A 25,848-nucleotide genomic window follows, 5' to 3' on the forward strand; every position below is an offset into this window, starting at 1 on the left:
TACTGGCCAGGCGCCGGTGCGGATCGGGAGCGCGCCCTTATGCCGTGGCTCCGTAAGGCGTGAGATGTGCGTCGAACCGGGACAAAACGGAATTCACGCGAGACGCTGCCCCCATGACAGCCTCACCATCCAGCGAGGGCGCCGACGAAGCCCCGTACCGTTTCGACGACCTGACCGCCCTCTACATCAACTGCACCCTCAAACCGTCCCCGCACCTCAGCCACACCCAGGGCCTGATCGACAAGAGCGCGAAGATCATGATGTCGCGCGGGGTCACCACATCCGAGATCCGAGCCGTCGACCACGACATCGCACCCGGCGTCTACCCGGACATGACCGAACACGGCTTCGCCACCGACGAGTGGCCCGCACTGTACGAGCGGGTGATGGCCGCGGACATCCTGGTCATCGCCGGGCCGATCTGGCTGGGCGACAACGGCTCCGTGACGAAGAAGGTGATCGAGCGCCTCTACGCCTGCTCCAGCCTCCTCAACTCACAAGGGCAGTACGCCTACTACGGCCGCGTCGGCGGCTGTCTGATCACCGGTAACGAGGACGGGGTGAAGCACTGCGCGATGAACGTCCTCTACAGCCTCCAGCACCTCGGCTACACGATCCCGCCCCAGGCGGACTCCGGCTGGATCGGCGCGGCCGGTCCCGGGCCGTCGTACCTCGACCCCGGCTCGGGCGGCCCGGAGAACGACTTCACCAACCGCAACACCGGCTTCATGACGTGGAACCTGATGCACCTCGCCGCCCTGTTGAAGCGCGCCGGCGGCGTCCCCGCGTACGGCAACCAGCGCTCGCAGTGGGACGCCGGCTGCCGCCCGGGCGCGGACAACCCCGAGCACCGTTGACGGGCGGGCCCGCCCTGGCGGAGCTGGGCGGTATGGGGCGGGTTCGGAGCCGCGTGGGCCAGGCCGTGGGTGGTCGGTGTGCTGGTGGTGGTGGCGGTCGTCGGGGTCGGCTTCGGGCTGTACTGGTTCCAGCCGTGGAAGCTGTGGCAGGACGAGACGGTCCAGGAGGCGTTGCCCGGGACCGCGGCCGCCTCGAAGGCACCCGTCGGGCTGCCGTCGTCCGGGGTCAGCACCTGGTGCGACCGATTCGACGTCTCCCTCGGCGCCGCCGACCGAGGCCGGGTCAGGCGCCCAATGACCAAGAACCACAGTTGCCGTGCCTGTTCTGCCCGGCGGTCCGGGAGGTAGCTTGGTGGACAAGGCCCCTGAAGGAGGGCGATCCGATGCCGTGGTTCGTATGGCTGCTCGCCGCCGCGGCACTGGGGGTCGCTGAGTTCTTCACCCTGACACTCGTCTTCGGTCTGCTCGCGGGCGCCGCATTGGTTGCCGCCGTAGTCGCTGGTGTGGGAATCGGCCTTCTCGGCCAGCTCCTGGCCCTGGGGGCAGCAGCGGCAGCGGGCTTCTTCATCGTCCGTCCTGTCGCGCTACGGCAGATGACCCAGCAACCCCTCACACGCGACGGCACGGATGCGCTGATCGGCAAGCGTGCCGAAGTCATGCAGGAGGTCACCGCGACCCGCGGCTTGATCAAACTCTCCGGCGAGGAATGGTCCGCCCGTGCCCTCGACGAGAGCCTTGTGATCCCGGTGGGAGCACTGGTGGATGTGATGGAGATCGAAGGCGCCACGGCCATCGTCTACCCCCGCGAACTCCTTCCGTGAACGGCTGAGCACATAGCAACGGAGGCACTGTGGATCCAGTTGTCATTCCCATTCTTGTGGCGGCCGTTGTCGTTGTCTTCCTCGTGGCCTCCGCGGTGCGGATCGTCCCGCAGGCACGCCGCTACAACATCGAGCGGTTCGGCCGATATCGCAGGACGCTGCAACCCGGGCTGAACCTGGTCCTGCCGGTGGCGGACCGCGTCAACACCAAACTCGACGTGCGTGAGCAGGTCTACTCATCCGACCCCAGGCCAGTGATCACCGAGGACAACCTCGTGGTGAACATCGACACCGTGCTCTACTACCAGATCACGGACCCGCGGGCCGCGGCCTACGAGGTCGCTGACTACCTGCATGCGATCGATCAGCTCACCGTGACCACGCTACGGAACGTCATCGGCAGCATGGACCTGGAGGAGACGCTCACCTCGCGTGAGGAGATCAACTCTCGGCTTCGCGCCGTCCTCGACGATGCCACCGGCAAATGGGGTATCCGCGTCAACCGCGTCGAGATCAAGGCCATCGATCCACCGCACACCATCAAGGAAGCGATGGAGAAGCAGATGCGGGCCGAGCGTGACAAGCGCGCGGCCATCCTGCACGCCGAAGGGGAGCGGCAGGCCAAGATCCTTACAGCGGAAGGCACGAAGCAGAAGGACATTCTGGAGGCCCAAGGCACGCAACAAGCCATGATCTTGCGGGCGGACGGCGAGGCCAAGGCAGTGGAGCTCGTCTTCCAGGCCGTTCATCGCAACAATGCCGACCCGAAGATCCTGGCCTATAAGTACCTCGAGACGCTCCCGCACTTGGCGAGCAGCGACAACAATACGTTCTGGGTGATCCCGGGGGAGCTGACCGAGGCGGTTCGGACCGTCACCCGGGCGTTCGGTGATCAGTCGACGGCAGGTCCACCCCCAACCGCGCAGCCAGAGGAAGCAGCCACCGCCGACGACACGCCGGCCGAAGGACGGACTCCGGAGCTCGATGCAGGCTGGAGCGCTTCTCTTGACGCAGCGGCGGCTGCTGACGAGGCCGGAAAGCAGGCCGCCGCCGCGGTGAGCGATGCCAAGGCAGAGGCCGAGGCTGCGAAGTCGCCTCAGGTACCGCGCCGGGCGCAGACGTCTGACGATTGAGCCCACCCTCGGTTGTCGCCAGGGACCGCCGTGAGGCTTCCAGAGCTCTCGGTCGGCCCGTGCATTCCGTGCGCAAGTCCGGCAGGCAGACACCCCGGTGGTCCAGCGCAGGGTGCGGGCGGTCATGGGGTGACCTCGCGGAGGTCGGCGCCCAGGGGCGGAGTTTCCCGGGCAGGTCGGCGTGGCCGCGGCCGGGCCCGACGACCTGGTCCGCGCCGAGCGTGCGAACCACCACAATGACCAGAGCACCCCCCCCGCACCACAACGAGCAGCCCACCGTCAGCTGGCAACACTGCTGTAGCCCGGTGCCCCCGCTGGTCCTGAATGATGTCCATCGCCGCCACCGGCGTCCTCGCCCTCAGCGCGGCCGGCTTCACCTGGGGCTGACGCAGGCCGAGAAGTTCCAGGACAAGCCCGAGTCAGTCGTCGCACAGGAGCGGATCGGAGGCGCACTATCCGTCGGGCGCCTCCGACCCCGCGAAGATCGTCACCAGCACCGACCGAGCCGACCATGTCCGGACGGAGGCGGCCGGCGTGCTCGTCGGCATCGGCGTGCTACTGGACGCCTTTCTCGTTCGTACGGTCCTGGTCCCTGTCCTCGCCCTGGACCTGAGCCGCTGGTCCTGGTGGCCGGGCGGCCTCTTCCGCCACCTGGGCTCGGACGACGTCGACGAGCCATGTCAAACGCTGGACCGACAGACAGCGCGGAATGCGAGGACCAGGCGGGGAACGAACTTCAGCAGTCGGTATGGCCCTCACTTGGGTGGCAGGCCCGCCGCGAAGGAGCGTCCCTCGTCGACCCAGGCGGCGAGCGCCTCGTCCTCCGCATGAGGTCGCCGCCGGTGACCCCAACGGCCATGTTGCCGCGGTGGAAAGGGCCAGCCCGCCGAGCATGCGCTTCTCGCCGATCTCCGGGTCTGCGCCCAGCCGTTCCCGGATCCGCTCGGCGAGTCCTTCGTCGTAGGCCACGTCTCACCCCTGATCTACGTTCCTTACCGCACGAGGCGTTCTTCCAGGTCCCGAAGGTCTTTGGCGCGGTTGCCCCGCACCTGGCATGCGAGTAGCGGGGCGGCCAGGCGGTAGAAGCCACCGGCTCCGCCGCGGACGCGGATGCGGGCGAGGTGCCGTCCGGGTGGGGTTCGAAGGTGTACGTGACGTGCATCGGCCCGTGCCGAACCCCCGCCGTCCGCTTCCCGGGTCAGCTTGGCCGTACGGATGCCCTGGGTCTTCCCCCATAGGTCATGGCGTATGTGGCCACCTGCTCGCGAAGCAACGGAACGACCCGCTCGGCCGTCACGTCGATCGTCATGTCTCCACCTTCCTCGCTCCCGCCCGGCGTCACCATCCGGTGAGCAGCAGATGGTTGAGGAGGAGGGCGAGTACTGCCTGGGCGGTAAGCCAGGCGCGGGGTCGGGTGAGGAACGCGCAGGCCGGCAGCAGCCACACCGCGAACGGGAGCCAGATGCGTTCGGTCCCGGCCTTGCTCATGCCGGACAGGTCGGCGACCAGGAGGGCCAAGAGGGCCGCGGACACGAGAAAGGCGAGGGCGACATGGCCGGGAGGTTCGGTGCGCCGCCGAACCAGCACGGCACCCGTCCGCCGCAGCCCCGCTGCCGTCGCCAGGCCCGTGATCAGGACAGCGCAGGCGAGGTTCGCCCACACCCAGTAGCCGTAGGGGCGGATGCCGCCCACACTCTGGTAGTAGCGCCTGACCAGGAGGTGGTACGCCTCCCACCAGTCGAATCCGGCGAGGGTGAAGGCCATGGGTACCACGGCCAGACCGGCGACCAGCGCCGCCTACGCCACGGGCCGTTCCCGTTCACTCCGTCGACCCAGCAGTAGTACCGCCGCGCCGATCAGCGCGACGAGTGTGAGGCCGTACGCGACACCGGCTGCCGCCACGACCAGGGCTGCCGGCGTGCCGGGACCGACGTGTGGGTCCCAAGTGGCAAGCACCGGCGGCCACTTGACGAACAGAGTGTGGCGGGAGTGCTGGATGTGCCGTCCGACCAGGACAGCCGCCGTGACGAGGAGAGCGGCGGCCAGGGCGGCGTACAGATCGCGGAGGAGGGTGCGGGTCACCTCCGTACGCTAGGCCGGGCGGCGCGGAAGATACGGCCGTCCGGGCCGGATGTCAGCGTTTCGGCACGGGTCGCGGGCCCGCTTTGTGGGTGTGTCGGACTTACGGTCGAGCTATGACACGGTCTCCTTCCTCGCCGGGCTTCTGGCGCAGTCCCCTGCGCGGTCCGTGGCTGACGTCCGTGCTTGGCGTGGTGCTGCTCGGCGGGATCACGGTGCTGTTCGTGACGGGGCTGGTGTCCTACGCCGCCTACAACCCGAACCTGGCACGGGTCAACGACCAGACCCCGGACAAGGGGATCCTGGGCTTCTACCTTTTCCCCTGGCCCACCGACCCGCACTGGCTGTACCGGCTCAACCAGGGCGTTCATGTCACCCTCGGCATCACGCTGATCCCCGTGCTGCTGGCCAAGCTGTGGTCGGTGATCCCGAGGCTGTTCGCGCTGCCGCCGGCCCGCTCACTCGCGAACGCCCTTGAGCGGATCTCCCTGCTGCTCCTGGTCGGCGGCGCGCTGTTCGAGTTCGTGACAGGCGTGCTCAACATCCAGCTGGACTACATCTTTCCGGGGTCCTTCTACACCCTGCACTTCTACGGGGCGTGGGTCTTCATCGCCGCGTTCGTCGCCCACGCCGTACTGAAGATTCCTGCGGCGCTGCGGAACCTGCGCCGGCTCGGGGAGGAGGGGCCGTCCGATCCTGTCCCATCATCCGATCTGGTTTCCCCACGTCCGGATCCGCCGACCGTCTCCCGGCGCGGTGCCCTGTGGTTCGTCGGGGGCGGCTCGCTGCTGTTGTTCGCGACGACCGTCGGGCAGAGCTTCGACGGGCTGCTGCGGCGCACCGCCCTGCTCGCTCCGCGCGGTGGAGCCGAACCCGGCAGTGGCCCGAACGGCTTCCAGATCAACAAGACGGCCCGATACGCCGGAATCGACGCGGCGGATACGGCCGACGACGCCTGGCGACTCGTCGTGACCGGACGCACCGGCACCGTCCGCCTGAGCCGTGCCCAGCTGGCCCGGCTTCCCCTGCACAGCGCGGCGCTGCCCATCGCCTGTGTCGAGGGCTGGTCGACGTCCGACCAGTGGTGGCGCGGGGTGCGGCTCAGCGACTTCGCCGCGCTCGTCGGGTATGACGACGATCCACCGGACTTGCTCGTCGAGTCCCTGCAGCGGCGCGGAGCCTTCCGCCGTGCCGCCCTGCGGGCCAACCAGGTCGCCGACCCGCGTTCCCTGCTCGCCCTGTACGTCAACGGCGAGGACCTGTCCCCCGACCATGGCTTCCCGGCGCGGGTCATCGTGCCCGCGGCGCCCGGCGTGCTGAACACCAAGTGGGTGGCCCGCATGACGTTCGGAGACCTCTGATGCGCCCACCGCGGATCCCTGTCGGTAGTCCCTTCCAAATTCTGCTGCTCGCGGCCTCGTTCGCCCTCGCCGGCTATGCGGGCGTTCGCCTCCTCGCTGACGACTGGTTTGCGGTGGCGGTGTGGTTCGTGGGGGCGGCGTTGCTGCACGATCTCGTCCTGCTGCCGCTGTACGCGGTGGCGGACCGGTCCGTCGTGCGAGGGCTCGGCGCGGCAGGCCACCGGGAGCGGGTGATGTACGTCCGTGTCCCCGCAGCGCTGTCCGGCCTGCTCCTGCTCGTGTGGTTCCCGCTGATCAGCGGGAAGGTGGAGCGGCGTTACCGGCTGGGCACCGGACTGTCTTCCGACGGCTTCCTCGCCCGGTGGCTGCTGATCACCGCCGTGCTCTTCGCCGGCTCGGCGCTGGTGCTGGCGATGCGGCTGCGCAGGGCGACGAAGCAGCGCCCGCCGGCCACCCACTGACCGGCGGCACTCCACCGTGTGCGGCGAGCGTGTCGCAGCAGGGCCGGGGTGCCGAGCCGAGCCCAGGGGAACGCACCGTCGGACGTGGGACTGTCGACGACATCGACGACCTGTACTTCGACGCGCTCGTCGATGTCCGCTGCTGCGGTCTCGGCGATCAACAGGCCGCCGGGGGAGAGGAGCCCGGCCACCCGGTCCAGCAGGGCGCGCGGATCGCCGCCGATGCCGACGCTGCCGTCCATGAGCAGGACGGTGTCCCAGCGCCCCTCGCCGGGCAGGGGGTCGAAGACGGAGCGCCGCAGTGCCTCGCCCCCCAGCCGCACAGCGCTGTGGACGGCGGTCTCGCTGACGTCGATGCCGAGGACGGTCCGGCCACGGGCGGCGAGTTCCGCGACGAGGCGCCCGGGGCCGCAGCCGACGTCCAGCACGGCGCCCTCACACCGGTCCAGTACGTCCAGATCGACCGGGTCGGCGTGCCCGCACCAGCGTTCGACGTCGAGGGGCAGCAGCCAGCCGTCGGTGCGACGCAGGAACAGCGGGCCACGGCCCGCGCGCAGGGCGGTGGCGTAGGGGTCGGCGGTTGCCCAGGCTGTGGGCGGCGTGTTCATCGGCGCCTCGCCGCCCGGCACCGGGCCGACCGGGCCGCGAACTTCCCGTGATCCGGATCGGTGGTCACGGCTCTCACCCTACGAAAGGAAGCCGGGCATATCGGTCTGTGCTCCTTACGAAACGCGGACATCGGAGCGACGGGAACCGATGGAGGCGGCCCGGAAGCGGGCCGGTGCGAGGCTGGAGGGCTGCAACAGTCGTACGTCGGCACCCGCGGCCGGCTTCTGGTCGTCGACTAGCCGGCGGTCGCGGAAACCATCGCCGATTACCTGGACCGGGCCGCCGCGCATTGCCGGACCCGATGCCGCCCTTGTCGAGAACCCACGTCCAGCCCCGCGGCTGGCCTGGAAAGGCGCGGGCGCGAAGAGCAGCCCGGTCCGGGCACGCCCGCGACTTCGGCGCCGTGACCGGCGAAGGCCGTGGCGTCCGGCTTGATCTTAGAACCGTGGCGAACTGCCAGGCGTGCATGGAGGACGCGCCGAGGTAGCGGGCCTTGCCGGACTTCACCACGCCGTGCAGGGCCTCAAGGGCCTTCTCCAGCGGCGCCTCGTTGTCGAGTCGGTGGATCATGTAGACGCCGACATAGTCGGTGCCGAGGCAGCGCAGGCTGTTGTCGATCTCGGTCATGATCGCCTTGGGGGACATGCCGCCGCCGTTGGGGCTGCCAGGGGCATGGCATGGCGGGCCTTGGGCGTCCTGTTCTGGTGGCCGGGCGGACTCTTCCGCCACTTGGCGGCCGGTGACCGAGACGCTGTGGACAGCGGCACCGAGCCTTCGCAAGGGGCCAGACACACGAACCGCCTGACACCGGACGACGCCGACGCGGGCTCCGTCTCGCCCGCGTCGACGTCGACGAGCCACGTCAACGGGTTCGGGGTGGCCTCCGCACGGGGTCGGCCGTCGGTCGGGCTGTCCTCGCCGGCGTCAGGAGAGAATCCCGGTGATCTGCTGCCCGGTGAGGGACTGCGCGATCTGCCAGCGCATGCCACCGCGCGAGCCTTTGATGAGGACGACGTCGTCTGGTTGCAAGAGCTTCTCAAGCAGTGCGGTCGCTGTCTCGTTGTCGTTGACGATGGCGCTGTCCACACCGGCGTCGGCCGCGCCCAGGGCGAGTTGCTTGGCCATGTCCCCGCCCACAGCGATCACGAAGTCGACGCCGTACTCGCTCGCCATCCGGCCCACGTCCCAATGGGCCTTTGCTGCCTCGTCGCCCAGTTCGAGCATCTCGCCCAGGACCGCGATCCGCCGCGTCCCCTTGGTGGTGTCGTCGTTCATCCGAGCAGCACACCTCGACCGGCGTAGAACGCCGCAAGGCGAGCCCAGGGAACGCGCGCGAACTCCTGAGAGGAGTCGGGCAGTCCGGACGGGTTGTGGATCAACAGGGCCTCCTCAGTGGCTCCGACTGCGAGGACGAGGTGGCCGCCCCGCGAGGGCGGCTCCGTGGTTTCGGGATGGCGGATCGTCTTGTGCACGGAGATCAGGGCGAGACCGCCGCCCCCGAGATGACGGTGGAGCGCTTCGGTGGTCAGGTCGGGTTCCACCTGAGCGGCGATTCCCCAGCGAGCTTGGGTGTGCTCGGCGAACGGTCGGTAGATGAGGCCCTTGACAGTGTCTCCGTCGCGGACGTAAGCGCCGGCGTCACACAGTTCCCGGACGAGCGGCACGGACGGTGGCACGGGGTGGCCCCAGTAGTCCAGGGCCATGCGCAGACAGGCCACCCCGCACATCCGCGGCGCCCAGAACGCGTATTCCTCACGACTGTCCGCGCCGGACTTGAGCCACAGTGGATCGTCGCCCGCCGTTCTGGTCCCGGCGATCAGGTCGGGGATCATAACGGCGGACTCGTACTGCGAGTAGTACGGCACGGGGTGCGTGATCGCGGAGTCGGTCATGGGCGCCTAGTTTGGCCTACGGCAGGTACGGGGGTTTGGTGAACGCGGTCATGACGACGTGCTGTACCAGTGCGGCGTAGGGGATGCCGGATGCCTTCGCCATGGTGGCCAGGTTCCCCCGCCGGGACAGGCCGGGCAGGGTGTGCCTCCAGGAGAGTGATGCGACCGTTCGCCGCAGCCAGGAAGTCCACGCGGAGCACCCCGTGTGCGCCGATCATGTTCAGCACGCGGCGGGCGACGTACTGCATATCGACGAATGCTCCCTGCGCGTCACGCAGGCGTCCCCGGAGCTGACCAACGGCAGGCGCGTCACCGGCGACCCGAAGACCCGGGCGGGCAAGCGCACCGTCTACCTGCCCGACTTCATGCTCCCGGAGTTGCGGCGTCACCTGCAGTGGTTCGCCGAGAAGGAGGTGGACGGCCTCCTCTTCGTCGGCGAGAAGGGCGCACCCTTCCGTCGCTCGACCTTCGGTCGCAAGTGGCGCAAGGCCCGCACCAAGGTCGGCATGCCGGAGAACTTCCGCTTCTACGACCTGCGCCACACCGGCAACACCCTCGCCGCCGACACCGGCGCCAAGCTGAAGGACCTCATGGTCCGCGCCGGCCAGTCCTCGGAACGGGCCCAGCTGATCTACCAGCACTCGACGGCGAGGCATCAGCGCAGGCTTGCTGAGGGCATCGACGCCGAGGTACGCCAGCAGTTGCGCGCGGCAGCAGCGGGACGGCAGCCGGCCCGCGAGGCGTAGCCCCCGATGGAATGGCGAACGGGCTTGTGCTCACCAAGGCGCAAGGTGAGCACAAGCCCGTTCAGGAGCCGGGCCGCGGGGGCGGTCAGACGGTGGTCTTCACCGACTCCTGGTCATCGTCGTCCTCTGTGATCTCACCCGCGTTGCGGGCGCGGACGAACTCCAGGAAGGAGTTGAGCTCTCGCTTGACGACCGGGGCGAGGAGGTACAGGCCGATGATGTTGATCACGGCGAGCATGAAGAGCACCGCGTCGGCCATGTCGATGAGGGTCTGCAGCGTCAGCAGCGAACCGGTGATCGCGAACAGGGTGTAGACGACCTTGTACGTCAGCTCGCTGGCCTTGCTGCGTCCGAAGAGGTGCGTCCACGCCTTGAGGCCGTAGTAACCCCACGTCAGCACGGTGGAGATGGCGAACAGCATCACCGCGACGGTGAGGATGTACGGGAACCAGGGCAGGACCGTCTCGAAGGCGTCGGAGGTGATCGTGACGCCGCCGATGGAATCGTCGTTTCGGGCTGCGGCCCAGCTGGCCGGGTTGGCGATGACGATGGTCAGCGCGGTCATCGTGCAGATGACGACGGTGTCGATGAACGGCTCCAGCAGGGCGACGAGGCCCTCGCTGGCGGGGTGCTTGGTCTTCACCGCGGAGTGGGCGATCGGGGCGGAGCCCAGGCCCGCCTCGTTGGAGAACGCGGCCCGCTTGAAGCCGATGATCAGCGCGCCGAGCACACCGCCGGCGACACCCTCGGGGTTGAAGGCGCCTTCGATGATCGTGCCGACCGCGGCCGGGACGGCGGTGACGTGCACCAGGATGACGACGAGGCAGGCCGCGATGTAGATGCCGGCCATGGCGGGCACGAGCTTGCTGGTGACGTTGGCGATGGAGCGGATGCCGCCGAGTAGCACGATGCCGACGAGCGCGGCGATGAGGATGCCGAAGAGCAGTGCGCCGGCGGAGGAGCCCATCAGGCCGTCCTCGCCGCCGGTGACGGAGACCAGTTGCGCGTAGGACTGGTTGACCTGGAAGAGGTTGCCGCCGAAGAGACCGAAGAACAGGATCATGAAGGAGGCGAGGACCGCGAGGACCTTGCCGAGCTTCTTGCCGTTCGCGCCGAAGCGGTCGGCGAGACCCTTGGGCAGGTAGTGCATCGGCCCGCCGGAGACGGTGCCGTCGGCGTGGACCTCGCGGTACTTCACGCCGAGGGTGACCTCGACGAACTTGGTGGCCATGCCGAGCAGGCCGCACAGGATCATCCAGAACGTCGCGCCGGGACCGCCGATGGAGACGGCGACGGCCACACCGGCGATGTTGCCGAGGCCGACTGTGCCGGAGACGGCGGCGGTCAGCGCCTGGAAGTGGTTGACCTCGCCGGCCGACCCCTTCTCGTCGTACTTCCCGCGCACTACGTCGACGGCGAGTCTGAACTTGCGGAACTGCACGAACCCGAACCAGCCGGTGAAGACCAGACCGGCGACGACGAGCCAGGCGACGATGAGGGGAAGATCAGTTCCGCCGACGGGAACGGAGTAGAAGACGAATTCCCCGAGCCACTTGGCTATGGGTTCGAAGAACTCGCTGACGGCTTCGTCGACGGACTGGGTGACAGAGTCGAGTGACACGTTGGCTACCTCGATGGTGCGGGACCGGGGCACGGGGGAGTGCCGCCGGCTGAAGTGCGGTCTCTGAGCGAACGTCGTTGTCCGATCGGCGACACTGGGCGGGCGGCCCGCGGATGCGGATCGTGATCACCCTGGTCGTGCTGCCGGTGCATGCCGACCGCTCCGCGCCGTGGCGATGAGTGGTGCCACCTGCGGAGTTGCGCAGTTCTACCACGGTCTTTACTCACTCTTTAGTGATGTGGATCACATAACCTGCAGTTACCGTCGAAAGTGCCTGCGAGCGAGATCGGACCGTTATGCGGAGGCCGAGATCCGTTCATCGGACATCTACTGGAGCATGTGCACGTCTCGGCCATCGCCATGGCCACGGCGACGTAAGCGTTCCGTCATCTCTCGCGGGGTTCGTGACGCCCTCCTGGCCCGTTGAATGGGGGGCGACGGGAAGCTCTCAGGAAACGAGGCAGGCATGGGACGTGTGCGGACGGCGCTGGGCAGGCCGCTGACCATCGGGGTGCTGGTGATGGCGGTGGCCGGCGTCGGGCTGGGGCTGTACTGGTTCCAGCCGTGGAAGCTGTGGCAGGACGAGACCGTGGAGGAGGCCCTGCCCGGTGCCGTGACCACACCGGCGCCTCCCGCATCCGCCCCTCCCGCGGCGGCGCCCTCCGCATCCCCCTCGCAGTCGCCCTCCCCGGCGCCCGAGCCGCAGACGCTGTCGAGCGGCGAGTTGATCAGCCACGAGCACGCCACATCGGGCGTGGTGAAGCTCGTACGGCTCTCCGACGGCACCCACGTCGTACGACTGGAGAACCTCGACACCAGCAACGGCCCGGACCTGCGCGTGTGGCTGACCGACGCACCGGTGAAGGAGGGCACGGCCGGCTGGCGCGTCTTCGACGACGGCGAATACGTCAGCCTCGGCAAGCTCAAGGGCAACAAGGGCAGCCAGAACTACACCGTGCCCGCCGACGTCGATCCGTCCCGCTACACCAGCGTCAGCATCTGGTGCGACCGCTTCGACGTGTCCTTCGGCGCCGCCCCACTCGCCCGCACCTGACGGCAGTCCGGGCCCCGACGGGCTCAGAACTCCGCAGCGGGCCAGTCCAGCAGCCGGGCGCCGATCACCGCGGTCTGGAGCATGTAACGGTGTGCGGGGTCGGCGGGGTTGGCGCCGGTGAGCTTGTGGATGCGTTCCAGGCGGTAGGTCAGGGCGCGCACGCTCAGCGAGAGGCGGCGGGCGGCCTCGGCGGCGACGCAGCCGGAGTCGAAGTAGGCGGTGAGGGTGTCCAGGAGGGGCTGGGCGCCGCCGCGGGCGGTGGTGAGCGGCCCGAGGGTGTCGCGGACGAGCTCGGACATGGCCTGCCGGTCGCGGGTGAGGACCGGGTAGACGAGCAGGTCGGCGGCGTGCAGCACCGGGTCGTCCAGTTCCAGACGCTCGGCGAGTTCGAGTGCGTTGAGTGCTTCCTCGTACGACTGGACGACCCCGCCGGGACCGGGCTGGGGGCGGCCGATGGCGACGCGGCCGCCGTCGGTGGCGGCGTGGGCCTGCTTGGCGAAGTAGGGCAGGATCCCGTCCTCGTGGCCGGGCGCGACGCACAGCAGCAGGCCGTCCTTGGTGGTGAGCAGGACGTCGCGGTTGCCGAAGTGGGTGATCAGCGCCTGCTCGACCCGCCGGGGCACCGGATCGCCCTCCTCGTACGCGGCCGGGCCCTGCGCGACGGCGACCGCGTGGGCCTGGGACAGGCGCAGGCCGAAGCGTTCGGCGCGCTCGGCGAGGCGGCCCAGGTCGCTGCGGCCGTAGAGCAGGTCGTCGATGAACTCCCGGCGGGCGGCCTCCTCCTGGCGCACGGCCAAGCGCTGGGCGCGTTCGTATCCCTCGGCGAAGGCGTCGATGATCTGCTGCGCGGCGGCGAGTGCGCCGTCGGCCGAGCCCGCCGAGCCGGCCGTGCCCGGCCAGGCCGCGCGGGCGGCGGACAAGTGCGCGCTCACCAGGGCACGCAGCCCGTATCCGGCGTCCGCGGCCTGTTCCCCCAGGGAGCGCCGGGAGGCGATCTCCTCCCGCGTCAGGCGTCGACCGGTGGCCGAAACCTCGGCCAGGATCCCGGCACAGCCGTCCAGATACTGCTCGGGTATCTCGCGTTCCGTCACCTGGTCCCCCGGATTTTGACGCGTTGGTGACGCTTCCTTAGCGGTTCACCGGCATGCAGACCCTAATGAATGCTGCCGGGAACCGGCAATGCGGGCGGGGCAGTCGGCCGTGCACCATGACGTGCGGGGAGCACTACGGGGGTTTCGATGCCGGGCACCGGCAGGTGCCCGGCATCGAGAACCGTGCAAAGAACCGTGCCCCACCGAACACGAGTGATCTGCGCTGCGAGCGGGCGAGGGGGGCTGGACCATGCGAACGTTCCTGACAGCCGCCACCGGACTTCCCACGATCCTGCCGACCGCCGCACTCGTCGTGGCCGTGTGCTTCTGGCTTCTGGTTGCCGTGGGCGTCACCGCGGCCGACAGCTTCGACGCGGACGCGGACCTGGTGCCGTGGGGGATGGGCGGCGTTCCTGTGGCGGTCGCCTTCTCGTTGCTGACGTTGCTGGCCTGGTCCCTGAGTGTCGGAGCCACGTGCGCGCTGATCGCGCTCGCGCTGCCGGGGCCCGGCGCCGGACTGCTGCGCCTGGTCGTACAGGTCGGTGCGCTCCTCGTCGCCTGGTGGCTGACCTGCCTGTTCGTACGGCCGTTGCACCGCCTCTTCCCGGACGAACGCAGTCCCGCACGGCCGAGCGTGTACGACCACGCCGCCTGAGCGGCCCCTCAATTCAACGGGCCTCAACTCCCTTACGCCTCAAGGACGTATGTCATGACTGTCATCATCGCGGGCGTCGGCGTGCTCGTCGCCGTCACCGTGCTCGCCGTCCTCGTCGTCTCCCAGCTGTTCCGCAAGGTGGAGCAGGGCAAGGCGCTGATCGTCTCCAAGCTGCGCAAGGTCGACGTGACCTTCACCGGGCAGGTTGTGCTGCCGGTGCTGCACAAGGCCGAGGTGATGGACATCTCGGTGAAGGCCATCGAGATCACGCGGACCGGCAAGGACGGGCTGATCTGCCGGGACAACATACGCGCCGACATCCGGATCACGTTCTTCGTGAAGGTCAACAAGACGGTCGAGGACGTCATCAAGGTCGCCCAGGCGGTTGGCACCGCTCGGGCGAGTGACCGGGACACGTTGCAGGAGCTGTTCCACGCGAAGTTCTCCGAGGCGCTGAAGACCGTCGGCAAGCAACTCGACTTCACCGACCTGTACACCAAGCGGGAGGAATTGCGGTACCGGATCATCGAGGTCATCGGCGTCGACCTCAACGGCTACCACCTGGAGGACGCCGCGATCGACTACCTGGAGCAGACGCCGCTGACCCAGCTCGACCCGGCGAACGTCCTCGACGCCCAGGGCATCCGGAAGATCACCGAGCTGACGGCCGTGGAGCATGTGCGGACCAACGAGGCGCAGCGCACCGAGGAGAAGGAGATCACCCGGCAGAACGTCGACGCCCGCGAGGCGATCCTGGAGCTGGAGCGCCGACAGGCCGACGCCGAGATCAAGCAGCGCCGGGAGATCGACACCGTACGCGCCCGCGAGGAGGCAGAGACGGCGCGGGTGGTGGAGGAGGAGCGGCTGCGGGCGCAGTCCGCGTTCCTCGCCACCGAGGAGAAGCTCGGCGTCCAGCGTGAGAACCAGGCCCGCGAGGTCGCCGTCGCCGCGAAGAACCGCGAGCGGGTCATCTCGATCGAGAACGAGCGCATCGAGAAGGACCGTCTCCTCGAAGTCATCGCGCGGGAGCGGGAGACCGAGCTGACGAAGATCGCCGCCTCCAAGGAGGTCGAGGCGGAGAAGCGGGAGATCGCCGAGGTCATCCGTGAGCGGGTCGCCGTGGACCGTACGGTCGCGGAGCAGGAGGAGTCCATCAAGAAGCTGCGCGCCGTGGAGGAGGCGGAGCGGCAGCGGCAGACGGTCGTCATCGCCGCCGAGGCCGAGGCGCAGGAGAACCTCGTCAAGGACATCAAGGCCGCGGAGGCCGCCGAGCAGGCCGCCGTCCACCGTGCCGCCGAGGAACTCACCCTCGCCGAGGCCCGGTTGAAGAGCGCCGACCTCGACGCACAGGCCAAGCTGCGGCTCGCCGAGGGCATCCAGGCGGAGGCCGCCGCCGAGGGCCTGGCCGCGGTCCAGGTCCGCGACAAGGAGGCCGAGGTCATCGAGAAGGCCGGCCGCGCGGAGGCGGAGGCTGCCGAGGCGCGGATGCGGGCACAGGCGGAGGGCGCCAGGGCGCAGGCGCTGGCCGAGGCCGAGGGCATCGGCGAGAAGCTCAAGGCGGAGGCGGCCGGCCTGACCGAGAAGGCGGCGGCGATGGCCGCGCTGGACGACGCCTCTCGCGGGCACGAGGAGTACCGGCTGCGGCTGGAGGCCGAGAAGGACATCCGGCTCGCCGGGCTCGACGTGCAGCGGCAGGTCGCCGAGGCGCAGGCCACGGTGCTCGCCACCGGGCTGGAGAACGCCGACATCAACATCGTCGGCGGCGACTCGGTCTTCTTCGACCGGCTGGTGTCCTCGATCGCGCTCGGCAAGGGCGTCGACGCCTTCGTCCAGCACTCCGAGACCGCGCAGGCGCTGGCGAAGCCCTGGCTGGACGGTACGGCGAGCTTCACCGACGACCTCGGCCGGATCCTCGGCTCGGTCTCCACGGCCGACGTGCAGAACCTGACCGTGTCCGCGCTGCTGATGAGGCTGATGAAGACCGGCGGCGCGAACGCGGGACAGCTCCAGCAACTGCTGGACAAGGCGGGCGAGCTGGGTCTCGCGGACACTCCGCTCGCCGCGGTGAACGGCAGCGCCAAGCTCTGATGACCCATGGCCGGGAGCTGCCGCGCAGGGGACGGCAGCTCCCGGCCATGCCTCCGGACTTCCTGAGAGGGACCCCATGACCACCGGCCCGGACACCGGCGCGTACCGCGCGCTCGACACAGGCACGGGCACGTACGACGCGCTCGACACCGGCACCTACGAGGTGCTGCGCGACCGCCTCACCACGCAGGCCGCCGAACTCGCCCGCCGCGCCGAGGCGCTCAACGCCCGCCGCACCGAGGAGTTCGGCTCGACCCGGCTGGAACTCGCCGGCACCGAGCGGCTGCGCACTGAGCACGCCTGCGTGCCCCGCGACGTCGTCGCCGTGGGCGAGGTGCTGCTCTTCGGCTACAACACCGTCCCGGGCCGGGAGACCGACACGCGCGTGGGTGACGTCCTGGCCCTGCACGACCGCGATCTGAACCGGCTGTCCGACGACGCCGTACCGGGTCTGCTCGACGATCCCGCCTTCGTGCGCGAGTTCGCCGCCCTGCACCGCTACTACCGCCAGGCCCGCCTCCTCCAACTCCGGCGTGTCGACGGCAAGCTGCTCGCCGTCTTCCGGACCGGCGAGAAGGCCGACGACATCCGCGTCCTGCGCTGGGCGCTGACCGACGACGGCCGGGCCGCCTTCCTCGACGCGCGAGGCGACCGCGACCACGTCCTCCCGCCCTCCCACGACGTCGAGTGGACCGTCGCGACCCGCGAGGACCACGTCCTGGGCCGCCACCCGCACGTCTCCATCGGGGGCGACGTGTTCGTCTCCACGGTCGGCGGCACCCTCACGGTCAAGGTCGAGGACGACACCGAGACCGAGGAGGGCATCCACGCGGAGCCGGTCGACGAGCCGCTGCAGGCCCTCGCGGACGCGGACATCGCGTACGCGCGCGTGGGCGCCCTGATCCTGCTCCGCATCCGCCCCTACAAGGAGGACACCGACCGCCACCTGGTGTTCAACACCCTCACCAGGACAGTCGTCCGCCTCGACGGCATCGCCCGGGCCTGCCGCCGCCTCCCCGACGACCAGGGCATCGTCTTCCCCGGCGGCTACTGCCTGGCCGCGGGAACGCACAAGACGTACGAACTCGACACGGCCGAGCTGGAGTTCGAGCGAGAGATCCGCTCCCCGAACGGCGAGGACGTGCTGTACACCTTCCACGCGCGCGTGACGGGCCGCAGCCTCCTCCTGCCGTACAACATGATCCGCAAGGAAGCCGCGAATCCCCTGTCCTGCCACGGCGCGGCTCTCTTCGACGACGGTGGCCTCGTGATCCTGCGAGCCGACAGCGACGAGCCGCAGCGCGTCCACCCCGTGCAGCTGTGGAAATCCCCGTACGTCTCCGACACCCACGCCGCCGCCCAGCCCGTCGGAACCGGCCCGCTCGCACGCGTGGGCAACGCCGACCTCGTGCGCGGCATCTCCGACTGCCTGTCCCTCACCCGTGCCGTCGCCGAGACGAACCCGACGAGTGAGGTGTACGCGGCGCTGGCCGCCGCCTGTGTCCGAGCGGCGGATTTCCACCACTGGCTCGCCGAACCCGAACTCGGCGATCTCCACACGCCGTTGATGCAGGTGCGGGCGACGGCCGAACAGGTGCTGGCCGAGTTCGAGACCGTTCAGGCACTCACCGCCCAGGCCGCCGACGCGCTCGCCGCAGCCGCCGAGCGCGTCGCCACCGTCGTACGGCGCCTGCGGGGCGAGACCCCTCGCAGCGCCGCCGACTGGGTCACCGGCCTGACCGAACTCCGGCACGCCCAGGGCCACCTGCTCACGCTCAAGGAGATGCGGTACGCGGACCCCGCACGCATCGACGAGCTGGCCGCCGACGTCGAGACCGACCTCGCCACCTTCGGCCGGCGGGCCGTCGCCCACCTGGCCCGCGAGGACGCCTTCGCCGACCACCACGCCGACGTCGAACGGCTCGTCGCCGACGCCGAGGCGATCGCCACCGTCGCCGAGGCCGCACCGATCGCCGTCCGCCTCGACGAACTCGCCGACGGGCTGCGCACGGTGACCGAAGTGGTCGCCGCACTCGACATCGGCGACGCCACCGTCCGTACGGCGATCCTGGAGCGCATCGCCGAGGTCCTCGGCGGTGTCAATCGCGCCCGCGCCACCCTCGACGGCCACCGACGCACACTCCTCGACCGTGAGGGACGGGCCGAGTTCGCCGCCGAGTTCGCGCTGCTCGGTCAGGCGGTCACCGGCGCGCTCGCGGCTACCGACAGCCCGGACGCCTGCGACGAGCAACTCGCCCGCATGCTGGTGCAGCTGGAGAACCTGGAGTCGAGGTTCGCCGAGTTCGACGACTTCCTCGGCGAGCTGGCGGACAAGCGCGAGGAGGTCCACGAGGCGTTCTCCGCCCGCAAGCAGACTCTCGCCGACGCCCGCGCCCGCCGCGCCGAGCGACTGACCGACTCGGCGACACGCGTCCTGAAGACCATCACCCGCCGTGCCGCCACACTCGCCGACGCGGACGCCGTCGCCACGTACTTCACCTCCGACCCGATGCCCGCCAAGGTCCGTCGCGTCGCCGACGACCTGCGCGTACTCGGCGATCAGGTCCGGGCGGAGGAACTCGACGGCCGACTCAAGGCCGCCCGGCAGGAGGCACTGCGCGCCCTGCGCGACCGAACCGACCTGTACGCCGACGACGGCCGCACCCTGCGCCTCGGCACCCACCGTTTCGCCGTCAGCACCCAGCCCCTGGACCTGACGCTGGTCCCGCACGGCGACGGCCTCGCCTTCGCCCTGACCGGCACGGACTACCGGTCGCCGGTGACGGACCCGGACTTCGCGGCCACCCGCCCGTACTGGGACCGCCCGCTGCCGTCGGAGTCGCCCGAGGTCTACCGCGCCGAGTACCTCGCGGCTGGGTTGCTGGCCGAGCACGGTCCGGTGTCCCTGGCGGAAGCCGACCTACGGGCCCTCGTACGAGAGGCCGCGGAGGCGGCGTACGACGAGGGATACGAGCGCGGAGTCCACGACCAGGACGCGACCCTGATCCTCACCGCCCTCCTGCGCCTGTACGAGGGAGCGGGCCTGCTGCGCCACGAGCCGGCCGCCCGCGCCGCCGCCCAGTCGTTCTGGGCGCACGGCACGACGGCCGAAGCGCGCCAGAGCTGGACGCGGCGCGCGGTGTCTCTCGCCCGGGCCCGGGACACGTTCGGCCTGGCGCCGGCGATCGCCGACCTGGAGGCGGAGCTGGCGGAGGCGATCACCGGGGAGGCCGCTGGTGCCGCCGCCGCGTACCTCTTCGAGGAGCTGACCTATGGGCCGCACGGCTTCGTCATCAGCGCCGGCGCGCGCACGCTGCTCGACAAGTTCCGCCGTACGGTGGGCACGTCGGCGTACGACGAGGACCTCACCGCACTCGACGACCTGGCCTCCCGCAGCCAACTCGTCGAGGCGTGGCTGTCGTCGTACGCCACCTCCACCGGCACGGATCTCACCCCCGGCGACCTGGCCGAGGCGGTGGCCGCCGAGCTCTGCCCGGATCTGCCCCGCTACGAATCCGACGCACCCCTCACCGAGACTGTCGAGGGGCTCCTCGGCGCCCACCCGCGCGTCACCGGCCGTGCGCTCACCGTCCGCGTCGACGAACTCCTCGCCCGCACACGGCGATTCCGCACCCACGACGCCCCGGGCCATCGCGACTACCACCGTCGCCGTACGGCGTTGGTGGTCGCCGAGCGCACCCGGCTCCGCCTGGACGAGTACCGGCCGCGGGTCATGTCCGCGTTCGTCCGCAACCGGCTCATCGACGAGGTGTACCTCCCGCTCATCGGCGACAGCCTCGCCAAGCAGCTCGGCACCACGGGGGAGGCCAAGCGCACCGACACCGGCAGTCTGCTGCTGCTCATCTCCCCACCCGGCTACGGCAAGACGACGCTCATGGAGTACGTCGCCGACCGGCTCGGATTGATCCTGGTGAAGGTCAACGGCCCGGCGCTCGGCCACGCGGTCACCTCGCTCGACCCGGCGGAGGCTCCGAACGCGACGGCCCGCCAGGAGGTCGAGAAGATCAACTTCGCTCTGGAGGCCGGCAACAACACCCTCCTCTACCTCGACGACATCCAGCACACCTCGCCCGAGCTGCTGCAGAAGTTCATCCCGCTGTGCGACGCCACGCGCCGCATCGAGGGCGTGTGGGGCGGCGAACCGCGCACGTACGACCTGCGCGCCAAGCGCTTCGCCGTGTGCATGTCCGGCAACCCCTACACCGAGTCCGGCAGCCGCTTCCGCGTGCCCGACATGCTCGCCAACCGCGCCGACGTGTGGAACCTCGGCGACGTGCTGACCGGCAAGGAGGACGCCTTCGCGCTCAGCTTCGTGGAGAACGCCCTCACCGCGAACCCGGTGCTGGCCCCGCTCGCCGGCCGCGACCGCGCTGACCTGGAACTGCTGATCCGGCTGGCCGAGGACGATCCGACGGCCCGCGCCGACCGGCTGACCCACCCGTACGCACCCGCGGAACTGGAGCGGATCCTCGCCGTACTGCGGCACCTGCTCACCGCCCGCCGGACGGTCCTGGCGGTGAACGCCGCCTACATCGCCTCCGCCGCTCAGACGGACGCCACCCGCTCCGAGCCGTCCTTCCAACTCCAGGGCTCCTACCGCAACATGAACAAGCTGGCCCAGCGCATCCAACCCGTCATGAATGACGCCGAGCTGTCAGCCCTCATCGACGACCACTACACGGCCGAGGCCCAGACACTCACCACCGGCGCCGAGGCCAACCTGCTGAAGCTGGCCGAGCTGCGCGGCACGCTCACCGCGGAACAGGCTGGCCGCTGGCATGAGTTGAAGGCGGCGTACGTCCGCACCCAGACTCTGGGTGGCCCCGAGAGCGACCCTCTCATCCGAGCCGTCGCCGCGCTGGGCCTGCTCGCCGACCGGATCGCGGCCGTGGAATCGGCGATCAGTCGTGCCGCCGACCCGCGGCACCTCGTCGCGAACCCGACCGCCCGACACGCGGCCCGCCCGCTCCCAGGGCCGGGCGAGGAGTGAGTCGACGCGCCTGCGTGGCGGCGGTGTTGAAGGCCGCTTGACCACAGGACCGTACGTCCCCAGACCACCTGTCGTGGTGGGAGACATGTCTGGTCGGCGGTCCTACCCTGGCCCGTATGCGACAGCGCACCGGAAGGCGTTCCCCGGCGGACAGAGTGCGCCATGGGGAGACGTCATGTGTGGTCCACGACCGCTACTGGGCGCGCGAGTTGCGCAGTGCCCTTCTCTGCGGCGCGCTGCTCTTCGGGATGTTGGTGCTGCTCGACTGGGGGCTCGCGGAGCTCACCGCCGTACGGCTGATGTGGTGGGCGGCGCTCGCCGCCCTGCTCTCGGTCATCCTGACGCCGCCGCGTGTCAGCGCGGTTGACGGCGGACTCGACGCACGCGGGCTGCTGAGGCACCGCAGGGTGCGAACCGACCGTCTCGTTGTCGTGCGGATGACCGAGGGGGTCGGGCAGCGGCTGGTGCTGCGCGACGAGTCCGGCGGGCGGCTGGAGCTGGACCCAAGGGTCCTGGCCGCCAACCCCCTGCTCTGGCACCACCTCGAACAGGGCGCCCGGCGTTCCCTGGAGCGGGGCACGCTGCGGCGCGGCATGCCTGTGCTGGAGCGCCTCGGGCGGCGGATCGACAGGGAGTCGTGCCGCGGGATCCGTCGGGCTTCCGGCTTGGAGTAGCCCTGTGCGCGCGGGGCCGACGGCCGGTCAGGCGGCGCTCGACGCCCCTGCGGCACCGAGCAGCTCATGCAGGAGGTGCGAGGCGGTGATCACCCCCAGGAGGTGTGTCCCGGCCTTGTCCTTGGACGCGACGGCGACCAGAGGGCTCCGCACCCGTGCCATCAGGGCGGCCACCTCCAGCGCCGTGTCGTCGGGGTCGGCGATCGGGGGTGGCATGGCCTTGCTGGGCAGGCAGTCGCCTACACGGCGGCCCGCCAGGGCCTGGCACAGCCGGTCGGCGTGCTTCTCGTCGACGACCGCGGCGAGCGTCGGGTCCTCGATCACGTAGGCGGGCACCAGCACCTTGACCATCTGGGAGGCGGGCAGGATCGCCCTCGGCTCACCCTGTTCGTCGAGGACCAGCAGGCCCGGCAGCTTGTGCTCGGCCATCAGCCGGGCGGCGTCCAGGGCGTCGCTGTCGACGCTCACCGACTCGTATTCAACCGCCAGGTCACGCGCGCGCACGGCGGGCTCCTCATCTGCTGGAAACGTCCCTGCACTCAGCGTCGTACACCCGTGGTGCGCGGGCCAGGACATTGACGCGAAACATACGCGGCGGGCTCGGCGGGAGCACACTGGAAGTGTGCTGTCGGTGCTCACAAGAGCCCGAGGGGGTGTCGGCCGATGGCTGCGTCACGGTGTGCGAAGGTGCGGCTGTGGCGGTGGCGGCGGAATCCGCTCAAACGCCCCAGTGATCTCATCGAGGCGTGGGTCGTGCTCGCCGGGTGGGTGTTCGTCCTGGTGGGCGGGCTGATCGCAGGGCTGGCGACGGCCGCCGCGATCGAGCGGGACGCCGAGGGGCAGCGGATGGAGCGCCGTCGCGTCCCGGCCGTGCTGGTCGAGGACGCGGAGGGCCGGGTGCCCGCGCGGGGTGCGACCGATTTCCGGGTGTGGGCGACGGTGCGGTGGACCGCGGCGGACGGCTCGACGCACACGGACGAGGCCAGGGTGCCGGTCAGGGCCGAGGCCGGGAACCATGTCACCGTGTGGACGGACGGCAATGGCCGGATCACGGACGGTCCCCTGACCCAGGGAGAGGCCCGGGCGCACGCGATTTCCGGCGGGGCGGTGGTGGGTGCCGGGGCGGGTGGCATGGTGTGGTGCGCCGTGTGGGCCGTCCGTCTGGGGTTGGAGCGACGGCGTATGGCGCAGTGGGCCGCCGAGTGGGAGCGGATCGATACCCGGTGGGGGTGGAAGACGGGCTGAGTCAGCCGACGGGCTGCGGGCCCTGCGTACTGCCACCACCGCCTCGCGACTCACCCTCGGCCCAGGAGCGCATGGCTTGGCGGTGGAACCGCTCACCGAGCTGTGAACCGCACATGAGCCCCGCCCCGAACATCATCAGTCCGAACTGCGCGGGGAACGTGAGAAACGTGACGTCCTCGGAGTCCAGCCCGCCCCACCGGGCGAGAGGAACGACCATCCCGCTCGCCCAGAACACCAGCAGTGCCACTCCCCGAACGCGGATGCCCCACGGAGTGGTGTGCCGCCGGACCCGCTTAGGAGCCCAGCCCCGGATCAAGGCGATCGCGAGAGGCAGGGCAAGCGCAGACCAACCGCATATCCAGAGCAAGTCGAACACGCGCGCACTCCTTGTCTGCCGGATGCCGGAACCCGAGGGCCCGCCTCCCGGCGGCTCCGTCGACCACCGCACGCGACGACGGTCCCATGGCCACCTGAAGAGCGTCACTGCCCGGTTCCGGCACTCTTGGAGTGCCCTGGCGACATGATCTACGCGTCGGCGGACCGCGTCCCGAGCTGTGGCCGCCGGCCGAGTAACTGGGCCAAGCCCTGTCGCGTGGCGGCGAGGACCACCCGGTCCTCGGGGCGCAGTACATAGCCCGGATGGAGATCCCATACGAGGCCGGCGGGGCGGTCGGCGTCGCCCGGGGCCGGGGTGGCCGCGAGGTCGGGCTGCCGCTCGTCCGGCGCGGCGGTGTCCAAGGCGATGACGCGCCAGGCACCGGGTCGGAAGGACTCGGCGATCGTGCGGCCCTCCAGCTGGGGGTGACCGGCGACGTCCAGGGCGGCGAACAGCAGCACGCGGCGTTCGACCGGGATCGCGCCCAGGATCTGGCGGCCCATCATCGTGCCGGCGAAGGCGGGGGCCGCGAGCGTGGAGACGCTGCGGCTGCGCGTGAGGGCTCGGGGGTGGGCGGCGCGCAGGGTGCGGTAGACGGCGGCGGCGAAGTCGTCGTCGTACAGACGCAGGACCGTGCGCAGGTCGGGCTTGACGGAGCGGGCGTACAGAGCGGCTTCGAGGTTGGTGGTGTCGCTGCTGGTGAGGGCGAGCAGGGCATGCGCGCGGTGGATCTTGGCCGCCTCCAGGACGCCTTCCTGGGTGACGTCCCCGACGACCACCGGCACGCGCAGGCGGCGGGCGAGCGAGATGCCGCGCGCCTCCGGGTCCTCCTCCACGCACACCACCGGAATGCCGAGTTCCGCCAGCCGGGACAACACTCGGGTGCCTACCTTGCCGAGTCCCAGCAGGACGACATGGCCGGACAACCCACGCGGCGGGCGGCGCAGCGCGGAGGCGGTGCGGAAGGTGCCGAGTGCCTCCAGGACGGCCGCGAGCAGGACGGGCAGGAGGAGTAACCCGGCCAGTCCGGACAGGAGTTGTAGCGCCTGGCGGGCGGTGGGCTCGCCGATCGCGGGGTCGCCGATCGCGAACAGGTCGAGCAGGGTGAGGTAGGCGGCGTGCAGCGGGTGGTCACCGGTGGTCAGCCAGGACGCGACGGCCAGGCCGAGGACACTGACCGCGAGCCCGGCCAGCGACCAGCGCAGCCGGCGCGAGAAGAGCCGGCCGAAGGGCAGGCCCCGTCCCGTCAGTCGACCCGGTGGGGGAGCGGAGGCGGTGTGCGTCACCGTCTCCAGCGCCACCGTGCCGCGCCCGGTGGCAGCGGCCACCGTCTCCGCGTCCGGCAGCAGCGCGGGCCCCTCCTGGCCGCTGGCGTCCGAACCCTCCGCGCCGGCCGGGTCGTTGGTGGTCGACGACAGCAGGGCCAGCGTGCAGAGGCCGGGGTCGGCGACCTCGCCGCGCCTCGGCGGGGTGCGTTCGACAGCGCGCAGCAGCAGCCCGTCCGCCTGGACGACCTTGCTGGTGCCGGCGATGGCCGTGGCCGCGAGCGCCGGTGCCGCGGTGTCCGCGTCGGACAGGACGGTGGTGGAGGTGTCCAGCACCTCCGGGTCCAGGCCGGGGACGGCGAGGGCGGCGGCCTGGTCGAGGAGTTCCTCCAGGTGCTGGCCGAGCCTGCGGTTGTAGAGCCGGATGACCAGCCGCAGCCGGGGGTTGAGGCGGCGGGCGGCCAGCGCGGCGTGGATGTTGGTCTCGTCGTCGTCATACACCAGGGCGAGCGCGGCGGCCTCGCGTACGCCCGCGTCGGACAGGGCGGCCATGTCGAGCTCCGCCGCCTCCAGCAGGCGAGGAGCGCTGGCATCGCCGTCGGCGCGGTTCATCGCGGCCTGCATGCGGCCGAGCAGAGCCGAGACGCGCTGTGCGCGCCCGGCGGCCGGACCGGTACGCCGCCCGGGCGGCACAACAAGGGTGACCTGCTCCCGGTACACCGCGCTCAGCTCGGCCGCCAGCCGCTCGGCCAACGCGTCGTCACCGCACACGATCATGTGCCCGGACCGGGGAACCCCGTGCGTCGGCT

The 25,848-nt window shown here is 70.4% G+C and carries 20 protein-coding genes and 3 pseudogenes; 13 read left to right on the forward strand and 10 right to left on the reverse strand.

What is annotated here, in order from left to right:
* Positions 1–113 precede the first annotated feature (113 nt).
* The 5 genes from OG254_RS40660 (at position 114) to OG254_RS40680 (ending at position 3,642) form a co-directional block, all read left to right on the forward strand.
* Positions 114–857 carry a flavodoxin family protein gene (locus tag OG254_RS40660; protein WP_405592359.1) on the forward strand — a complete coding sequence of 248 codons (744 nt, stop codon included), beginning with the start codon at positions 114–116 and terminating at the stop codon, positions 855–857.
* Positions 858–935: 78 nt separating this feature from the next.
* A complete protein-coding gene (locus OG254_RS40665; protein ID WP_405592361.1) occupies positions 936–1,205 on the forward strand; it encodes a hypothetical protein in 270 nt (89 codons plus the stop codon).
* A gap of 35 nt (positions 1,206–1,240) precedes the next feature.
* Positions 1,241–1,678: an NfeD family protein gene (locus tag OG254_RS40670; protein ID WP_405592363.1), complete on the forward strand. Its 438-nt coding sequence runs from the start codon at positions 1,241–1,243 to the stop codon at positions 1,676–1,678.
* Between the two features lie 29 nt (positions 1,679–1,707).
* The gene (locus OG254_RS40675) at positions 1,708–2,811 is read left to right on the forward strand and encodes an SPFH domain-containing protein (RefSeq protein ID WP_405592365.1); all 1,104 of its coding nucleotides are present in this window, start codon (positions 1,708–1,710) and stop codon (positions 2,809–2,811) included.
* Positions 2,812–3,345: 534 nt separating this feature from the next.
* A complete protein-coding gene (locus OG254_RS40680) occupies positions 3,346–3,642 on the forward strand; it encodes an MMPL family transporter (protein WP_405592367.1) in 297 nt (98 codons plus the stop codon).
* A gap of 507 nt (positions 3,643–4,149) precedes the next feature.
* Here the strand turns inward: OG254_RS40680 and OG254_RS40685 are convergent.
* Positions 4,150–4,893 (reverse strand): annotated as a pseudogene (locus OG254_RS40685) (hypothetical protein).
* Positions 4,894–5,006: 113 nt separating this feature from the next.
* Here OG254_RS40685 and OG254_RS40690 point away from each other — a divergent pair.
* Complete coding sequence (locus OG254_RS40690; RefSeq protein ID WP_405592369.1) at positions 5,007–6,251, forward strand: molybdopterin-dependent oxidoreductase; 1,245 nt, start codon at positions 5,007–5,009, stop codon at positions 6,249–6,251.
* Between the two features lie 316 nt (positions 6,252–6,567).
* On the opposite strand, the gene OG254_RS40695 is transcribed toward OG254_RS40690, so the two are convergent.
* The 4 genes and pseudogenes from OG254_RS40695 to OG254_RS40710 form a co-directional block, all read right to left on the reverse strand.
* On the reverse strand, positions 6,568–7,320 hold the full coding sequence (locus OG254_RS40695) for a class I SAM-dependent methyltransferase (protein WP_405592371.1): 753 nt from the start codon (positions 7,318–7,320) through the stop codon (positions 6,568–6,570).
* A 448-nt stretch (positions 7,321–7,768) separates the two neighbouring features.
* Positions 7,769–7,981 (reverse strand): annotated as a pseudogene (locus OG254_RS40700) (aldo/keto reductase); the annotation flags it as partial.
* Between the two features lie 264 nt (positions 7,982–8,245).
* Positions 8,246–8,596 carry a glutamate ligase domain-containing protein gene (locus OG254_RS40705; RefSeq protein WP_405592373.1) on the reverse strand — a complete coding sequence of 117 codons (351 nt, stop codon included), beginning with the start codon at positions 8,594–8,596 and terminating at the stop codon, positions 8,246–8,248.
* Positions 8,593–9,213, reverse strand: a complete 621-nt coding sequence (locus OG254_RS40710) for a C39 family peptidase (RefSeq protein ID WP_405592375.1) — start codon at positions 9,211–9,213, stop codon at positions 8,593–8,595. Before OG254_RS40710 ends, OG254_RS40705 begins: the two co-directional genes overlap by 4 nt.
* Positions 9,214–9,461: 248 nt before the next feature.
* On the opposite strand from OG254_RS40710, the pseudogene OG254_RS40715 reads away from it, so the two are divergent.
* Positions 9,462–9,959, forward strand: a pseudogene (locus tag OG254_RS40715) (tyrosine-type recombinase/integrase); the annotation flags it as partial.
* Positions 9,960–10,044: 85 nt separating this feature from the next.
* On the opposite strand, the gene OG254_RS40720 reads toward OG254_RS40715, so the two are convergent.
* Complete coding sequence (locus OG254_RS40720; protein ID WP_405592377.1) at positions 10,045–11,580, reverse strand: alanine/glycine:cation symporter family protein; 1,536 nt, start codon at positions 11,578–11,580, stop codon at positions 10,045–10,047.
* Positions 11,581–12,046: 466 nt separating this feature from the next.
* Here OG254_RS40720 and OG254_RS40725 point away from each other — a divergent pair, with 466 nt between their 5' ends.
* Positions 12,047–12,634 carry a DM13 domain-containing protein gene (locus tag OG254_RS40725; RefSeq protein ID WP_405592379.1) on the forward strand — a complete coding sequence of 196 codons (588 nt, stop codon included), beginning with the start codon at positions 12,047–12,049 and terminating at the stop codon, positions 12,632–12,634.
* A 23-nt stretch (positions 12,635–12,657) separates the two neighbouring features.
* Here the strand turns inward: OG254_RS40725 and OG254_RS40730 are convergent, their stop codons facing one another.
* A complete protein-coding gene (locus tag OG254_RS40730) occupies positions 12,658–13,725 on the reverse strand; it encodes a PucR family transcriptional regulator (RefSeq protein ID WP_405592381.1) in 1,068 nt (355 codons plus the stop codon).
* Positions 13,726–13,975: 250 nt separating this feature from the next.
* Between OG254_RS40730 and OG254_RS40735 the strand changes: the two genes are divergently transcribed.
* The 4 genes from OG254_RS40735 to OG254_RS40750 all read left to right on the forward strand — a co-directional run bounded on the left by OG254_RS40735 (position 13,976) and on the right by OG254_RS40750 (position 22,153).
* Positions 13,976–14,380, forward strand: a complete 405-nt coding sequence (locus OG254_RS40735) for a hypothetical protein (RefSeq protein ID WP_405592383.1) — start codon at positions 13,976–13,978, stop codon at positions 14,378–14,380.
* Between the two features lie 54 nt (positions 14,381–14,434).
* Positions 14,435–16,468, forward strand: a complete 2,034-nt coding sequence (locus OG254_RS40740; RefSeq protein WP_405592385.1) for a flotillin family protein — start codon at positions 14,435–14,437, stop codon at positions 16,466–16,468.
* Positions 16,469–16,544: 76 nt separating this feature from the next.
* Complete coding sequence (locus OG254_RS40745; RefSeq protein ID WP_405592387.1) at positions 16,545–21,479, forward strand: DNA repair ATPase; 4,935 nt, start codon at positions 16,545–16,547, stop codon at positions 21,477–21,479.
* Positions 21,480–21,595: 116 nt separating this feature from the next.
* Positions 21,596–22,153 carry a hypothetical protein gene (locus tag OG254_RS40750; protein WP_405592389.1) on the forward strand — a complete coding sequence of 186 codons (558 nt, stop codon included), beginning with the start codon at positions 21,596–21,598 and terminating at the stop codon, positions 22,151–22,153.
* Positions 22,154–22,180: 27 nt separating this feature from the next.
* Here OG254_RS40750 and OG254_RS40755 read toward each other — a convergent pair whose 3' ends face one another.
* On the reverse strand, positions 22,181–22,657 hold the full coding sequence (locus tag OG254_RS40755; protein ID WP_405592391.1) for a CBS domain-containing protein: 477 nt from the start codon (positions 22,655–22,657) through the stop codon (positions 22,181–22,183).
* Between the two features lie 159 nt (positions 22,658–22,816).
* Between OG254_RS40755 and OG254_RS40760 the strand changes: the two genes are divergently transcribed.
* A complete protein-coding gene (locus OG254_RS40760) occupies positions 22,817–23,398 on the forward strand; it encodes a hypothetical protein (RefSeq protein WP_405592393.1) in 582 nt (193 codons plus the stop codon).
* 1 nt (position 23,399) lies between these two features.
* On the opposite strand, the gene OG254_RS40765 is transcribed toward OG254_RS40760, so the two are convergent.
* Together OG254_RS40765 and OG254_RS40770 are read right to left on the reverse strand one after the other, a co-directional pair.
* Positions 23,400–23,645 carry a hypothetical protein gene (locus OG254_RS40765; protein WP_405592395.1) on the reverse strand — a complete coding sequence of 82 codons (246 nt, stop codon included), beginning with the start codon at positions 23,643–23,645 and terminating at the stop codon, positions 23,400–23,402.
* Between the two features lie 278 nt (positions 23,646–23,923).
* Positions 23,924–25,816: an NAD-binding protein gene (locus OG254_RS40770; RefSeq protein ID WP_405595486.1), complete on the reverse strand. Its 1,893-nt coding sequence runs from the start codon at positions 25,814–25,816 to the stop codon at positions 23,924–23,926.
* Positions 25,817–25,848: the final 32 nt, after the last annotated feature.

It is taken from the genome of Streptomyces sp. NBC_01092 (assembly GCF_045039535.1).
Taxonomy (GTDB): domain Bacteria; phylum Actinomycetota; class Actinomycetes; order Streptomycetales; family Streptomycetaceae; genus Streptomyces.

Coding starts and splice junctions, on each gene's coding strand:
- OG254_RS40660 (WP_405592359.1), top strand. CDS start 114: ATGACAGCCTCACCATCCAGCGAGGGCGCCGACGAAGCCCCGTACCGT.
- OG254_RS40670 (WP_405592363.1), top strand. CDS start 1,241: ATGCCGTGGTTCGTATGGCTGCTCGCCGCCGCGGCACTGGGGGTCGCT.
- OG254_RS40690 (WP_405592369.1), top strand. CDS start 5,007: ATGACACGGTCTCCTTCCTCGCCGGGCTTCTGGCGCAGTCCCCTGCGC.
- OG254_RS40695 (WP_405592371.1), bottom strand. CDS start 7,320: ATGAACACGCCGCCCACAGCCTGGGCAACCGCCGACCCCTACGCCACC.
- OG254_RS40705 (WP_405592373.1), bottom strand. CDS start 8,596: ATGAACGACGACACCACCAAGGGGACGCGGCGGATCGCGGTCCTGGGC.
- OG254_RS40710 (WP_405592375.1), bottom strand. CDS start 9,213: ATGACCGACTCCGCGATCACGCACCCCGTGCCGTACTACTCGCAGTAC.
- OG254_RS40725 (WP_405592379.1), top strand. CDS start 12,047: ATGGGACGTGTGCGGACGGCGCTGGGCAGGCCGCTGACCATCGGGGTG.
- OG254_RS40735 (WP_405592383.1), top strand. CDS start 13,976: ATGCGAACGTTCCTGACAGCCGCCACCGGACTTCCCACGATCCTGCCG.
- OG254_RS40740 (WP_405592385.1), top strand. CDS start 14,435: ATGACTGTCATCATCGCGGGCGTCGGCGTGCTCGTCGCCGTCACCGTG.
- OG254_RS40745 (WP_405592387.1), top strand. CDS start 16,545: ATGACCACCGGCCCGGACACCGGCGCGTACCGCGCGCTCGACACAGGC.
- OG254_RS40750 (WP_405592389.1), top strand. CDS start 21,596: ATGCGACAGCGCACCGGAAGGCGTTCCCCGGCGGACAGAGTGCGCCAT.
- OG254_RS40760 (WP_405592393.1), top strand. CDS start 22,817: ATGGCTGCGTCACGGTGTGCGAAGGTGCGGCTGTGGCGGTGGCGGCGG.
- OG254_RS40770 (WP_405595486.1), bottom strand. CDS start 25,816: ATGATCGTGTGCGGTGACGACGCGTTGGCCGAGCGGCTGGCGGCCGAG.